Origin of the sequence: Saccharomonospora iraqiensis subsp. paurometabolica YIM 90007 (assembly GCF_000231035.2) — a bacterium.
GTDB classification, from domain to species: Bacteria; Actinomycetota; Actinomycetes; order Mycobacteriales; family Pseudonocardiaceae; genus Saccharomonospora; species Saccharomonospora paurometabolica.
Map to the genome: position 1 here is coordinate 56,390 of NZ_KI912244.1, position 4,124 is coordinate 60,513.

5 protein-coding genes are annotated in these 4,124 nt (G+C 73.4%); all 5 read left to right on the plus strand.

What is annotated here, in order from left to right; genetic code table 11:
* The coding region (gene mtnA, locus SACPADRAFT_RS27665) for an S-methyl-5-thioribose-1-phosphate isomerase (protein ID WP_007026733.1) at nt 1–650 on the plus strand (650 nt) is incomplete at its 5' end.
* A gap of 41 nt (nt 651–691) precedes the next feature.
* On the plus strand, nt 692–1,564 hold the full coding sequence (locus tag SACPADRAFT_RS0213720; RefSeq protein ID WP_040924364.1) for a phosphotransferase family protein: 873 nt from the start codon (nt 692–694) through the stop codon (nt 1,562–1,564).
* A 58-nt stretch (nt 1,565–1,622) separates the two neighbouring features.
* Nucleotides 1,623–2,330, plus strand: a complete 708-nt coding sequence (locus SACPADRAFT_RS0213725) for a GntR family transcriptional regulator (RefSeq protein ID WP_007026735.1) — start codon at nt 1,623–1,625, stop codon at nt 2,328–2,330.
* A gap of 206 nt (nt 2,331–2,536) precedes the next feature.
* Nucleotides 2,537–3,823, plus strand: a complete 1,287-nt coding sequence (locus SACPADRAFT_RS0213730; protein WP_007026736.1) for a hydroxyacid-oxoacid transhydrogenase — start codon at nt 2,537–2,539, stop codon at nt 3,821–3,823.
* 17 nt (nt 3,824–3,840) lie between these two features.
* On the plus strand, nt 3,841–4,124 hold a 284-nt coding region (locus SACPADRAFT_RS32885), incomplete at its 3' end, for a hypothetical protein (RefSeq protein WP_233357184.1).

Sequence of the window (4,124 nt, forward strand, 5' to 3'; positions counted from 1 at the left end):
TGGCCGTGCTCGACGAGGACGAGCGGGTCAACCGCGCGGCCGCCCGGAACGCCGCGGACCTCGTGCTCACCCGCTGTGCACGGCGCCCGCTGCGCCCGCTCACGCACTGCAACACCGGCAGGCTGGCCACGGTGGCCTGGGGCACCGCCCTCGGCGCGATCCGTGACCTGCACGCGGACGGGTACGTCGAGCACGTCCTGGCCGACGAGACCCGGCCGCTGCTGCAGGGCTCCCGACTGACCGCGTGGGAGCTGGCCGAGGAGGGCATCCCGTACCGGGTACTGCCGGACGCGGCGGCGGCCGCGGCGATGGCCGGCGGACTGGTCGACTGCGTGCTCGTCGGCGCCGACCGCGTCGCCCGCAACGGCGACGTCGCCAACAAGATCGGCACCTACGGCCTGGCACTGGCCGCCGCGCGTCACGACATCCCGTTCGTCGTCGTCGCCACGGAGTCCACACTGGACCGTGGCCTGCCGGACGGGGACGGCATCGTCGTCGAACAACGCCCGGCCGCCGAGGTCACCACCGTCTCCGGGGTGCAGGTGGCCCCGGAGGGCGCCGAGGTGTTCAACCCGGCGTTCGACGTGACCCCGGCCGGGTTGATCACCGCCGTGGTGACCGAGAACGGCGTCGTGGCCCCGGGTCGGTAATTCGCTCGTGGAGCGGCCCGAGGCACCGTAGCGTGACCGGCGTGGACGATCCGCCGCTGCGCACGACACTCGCCCGACTCCGTCTCACCGGGGCCGCGGTGCACCGTTTCCCGGACGGCTCCCTGCCGGTGTACTCGGTCGGCGACCACCTCGTCCTGAAGTTCTACCCGGACGACGACCGGGACGAGGCCCGTACGGAGGCGGCGGTGCTGCGGTCGCTGACCGGCGCGCTGTCGGTTCCCACGCCGGAAATGGAGGAGACCGGCACGGCCGACGGATGGCACTACGTCCTCATGCGCCGACTGCGCGGGCGGAGCCTCGACGGGGTGTGGCCGACGCTGTCCCGGCCGGAGCGGGAACGGCTGACCGAATGTCTCGGCGCGGTGCTGGCCGAGCTGCACGCGGTCGACGACCCGGCCGTGGCGGAACTCGGCCCGGACGACTGGGCCACCTTCCTCCGGCGGCGCCGTGCGGCCGTCGTCGCCGCCCAAGGCGGGCTCGGGCTCGCGCGGCACTGGCTGGATCAGATCCCGGACTACCTCGACCGGGTGGGTCTCGGCACTCCCGCGCCGGTGCTGTTGCACACCGAGTTCCTGCCCGCGCACGTCCTCGTCCGGCACGACGGTAGGCGGTGGCTGCCGTCCGGCTTACTGGACTTCGAGCCGGCGAGAACGGGCGCCGCCGAGTACGACTTCGTCGCCGTGGGGACGTTCCTCACCCGCGGTGACCCGGTCCTGTTGCGACGGTTCCTGCGCGGTTACGGCATCGGGGACCACCCCGGCACCGGGTTCGCGCGCCGGTGCCTGGCGTACACACTCCTGCACCGCTACGCCAACCTCCCCGGGTACCTCGCCGCGCTGCCCGCGCCCGCCCGCCCGGAACTGACGGCGCTCGCGGACGCCTGGTTCGGCTGAGCCGACGATCGTTTCCGACCGCACCCGGGCGGTGTGCGCACCGTGCGAGGATGAGCCGATGCGGCAGATCGACACCGAGCGGAATCTGGCGAAGACGATCTTCGAGGAGCTGCGCAGCGGCATCGTCAGCGGCGAACTGGTGCCGGGAACCCTGTACTCGGTGCACGATCTCGCCGCACGGCTCGGAGTGTCCCGGACCCCGGTGCGCGAAGCCCTGATCCAGCTCTCCGAACGCGGGATGGTCCGTTTCGAGCGCAACCGGGGGGCCCGGGTGCTGCAGACCTCGCTGCACGATCTGGAGGAGGTCTTCGCCCTGCGGCTGCTGCTGGAGGTGCCGGCCACCTTCCGCGCCACCGGCAGGCGGGAGTCCGGCTGGGTGGCCGATTTGTCCGCACACCTGGCCGCGATGCGCGCGGCCGCGGACGAACACGACGAGGCCGCGTTCATGGCCGCCGACCGCCGCTTCCACCACACCATCAACGCGGCATCCGGCAACCTCCGCCTGGCCGACCACGTCGACTCGCTGCGCGACACGATCCTGCTCCGGAATACGTCCACGGTGAACCGGTCCCGGGGAATGCACGACATCCTCGCCGAGCACGCGCGGATCCACGAACTGGTCGAGGAGGGGCAGGCCCACGCCGCGGCCGAGGCGATGCGGGAGCACCTGCGGCACACCGCGCGGCTGCTGCTCGGGCAGGAGTCGTCCGAGACCGGCGACGCCGAGCCCCCGTTCTCGCTCGACTGGACCGCGTTCCCGGGCTGATCCGCGTCGACTCGCCGGTGTGGACCGGCGACTCGCGGGCATGAGGTGGCGACTCGCGGGCATGAGGTGGCGACTCGCGGGCACGGGGCGGCAACTCGCGGGGGTGAGACGGCGACTCGCGGGGGGGTCGGTGTGGTTGACGGGTGGTATGCCACATGCCACTCTCGCCGCACCGCCGTCGCGCGAGCCTGGACCGGGGAGAGGGCATGACCGAGTATCTGCACGAGACGGTGTTCACCTGGGGCGCCACGCCGCTGAAGTTCGGCGCGGGGGCGGTGGACGAGATCGGGGCCGACCTGGCCCGGCAGGGCCTGCGCCGGGTCCTGGTGATCACCGATCCCGGGGTGGCCGCGACCGGCGTCCCACGCCGGGTGGCCGACGCGGCCGAGGCCGCGGGGCTCACCGTGGAGATCTACGACGGCGTGCACGTCGAGCCGACCGACGTCAGCATCCGGGCGGCGGTGGAGTTCGCGGCGGAGTCGACCTGGGACGGCTTCGTCGGCGTGGGCGGCGGGTCGGCGCTGGACACGGCCAAGGCCGTGAACCTGCTGACCACCCACCCGGCCGACCTGTTCGACTACGTGAACCCGCCGATCGGGCACGGGAAGGCCCCGGACGGTCCGCTCAAGCCGCTGGTGGCGGTGCCCACCACGGCGGGCACCGGCTCGGAGACCACCCCGGTGTGCGTGCTCGACCTGCTCGACCTCGAGGTCAAGTCCGGCATCAGCCATCCGGCCCTGCGCCCGACGACCGCGGTGATCGACCCGCTGGTCACGCTGTCCGTGCCGCCGGAGGTGACCGCGGCCAGCGGCATGGACGTGCTCTGCCACGCACTCGAGTCCTACACCGCCCGGCCGTTCCACTCGTTCCCCCGGCACACCCCGGAGACCCGGGTCGCCTACAACGGTGCGAACCCGATCTCGGACACCTGGACCGAGAAGGCACTGCACCTGCTCGCCCGCTCGTTCCGCCGGGCGGTGCTCAGCGGCGGTGACCTCGACGCGCGCACCGACATGATGCTGGCCGCCACGTTCGCGGGAATGGGCTTCGGCAACGCGGGGGTGCACATCCCGCACGCCTGCGCCTACCCGATCGCGGGCCGGGTGCGGGAGTACCGCCCGCGCAACTACCCCGGTGCGGCGGCGCTGGTGCCGCACGGCGAGTCGGTGTCGCTGACCGCGCCCGCGGCGTTCCGGTTCACCTTTCCCACCGACCCGGACAAGCACGTGCACGCCGCCCGGATCCTGGACCCGGCCACGACGGAACGGCTGGCGGGCACCGACCCGGCCGAATGCCTCCCCGCCGCACTCACCGCGCTGATGCGCGACATCGGCATCCCGAACGGTCTGGCCGCCGTCGGGTTCGGCGAGGCCGACGTCGACTCCCTCGTGGACGGCACGATGCGGCAGCAGCGGCTACTGTCGGTGGCGCCGCGCGACGTCCCGGACGACCGGGTCGCGGCCATCCTGACCGACTCGATGCGGAACTGGTGAGGCGAGAACTGGTGACCATGCCACCCGAGCCGCCCACCGCGCCGACCACCCGGCCGGCCGGCGGGCCCGCCACCGACACCGCCGCCACCGACACCGCCGACGAGGCGGCCACCGGAGCACTGCTGCGGGATCTGCGCGCCGCGGTGACCGGCGAGGTGGAGGCCGGTGTCGCGGCGCGGGCCATGTTCAGCATGGACGCCTCGAACTACCGGCACGTGCCGCGCGCGGTCGTCTTTCCCCGCACCGCCGACGACGTGGCCGCCGCGCTGCGCACGTGCCGGGCGCACGGCGTGCCGGTCAC

Coding starts and splice junctions, on each gene's coding strand:
- SACPADRAFT_RS0213725 (WP_007026735.1), top strand. CDS start 1,623: ATGCGGCAGATCGACACCGAGCGGAATCTGGCGAAGACGATCTTCGAG.
- SACPADRAFT_RS0213730 (WP_007026736.1), top strand. CDS start 2,537: ATGACCGAGTATCTGCACGAGACGGTGTTCACCTGGGGCGCCACGCCG.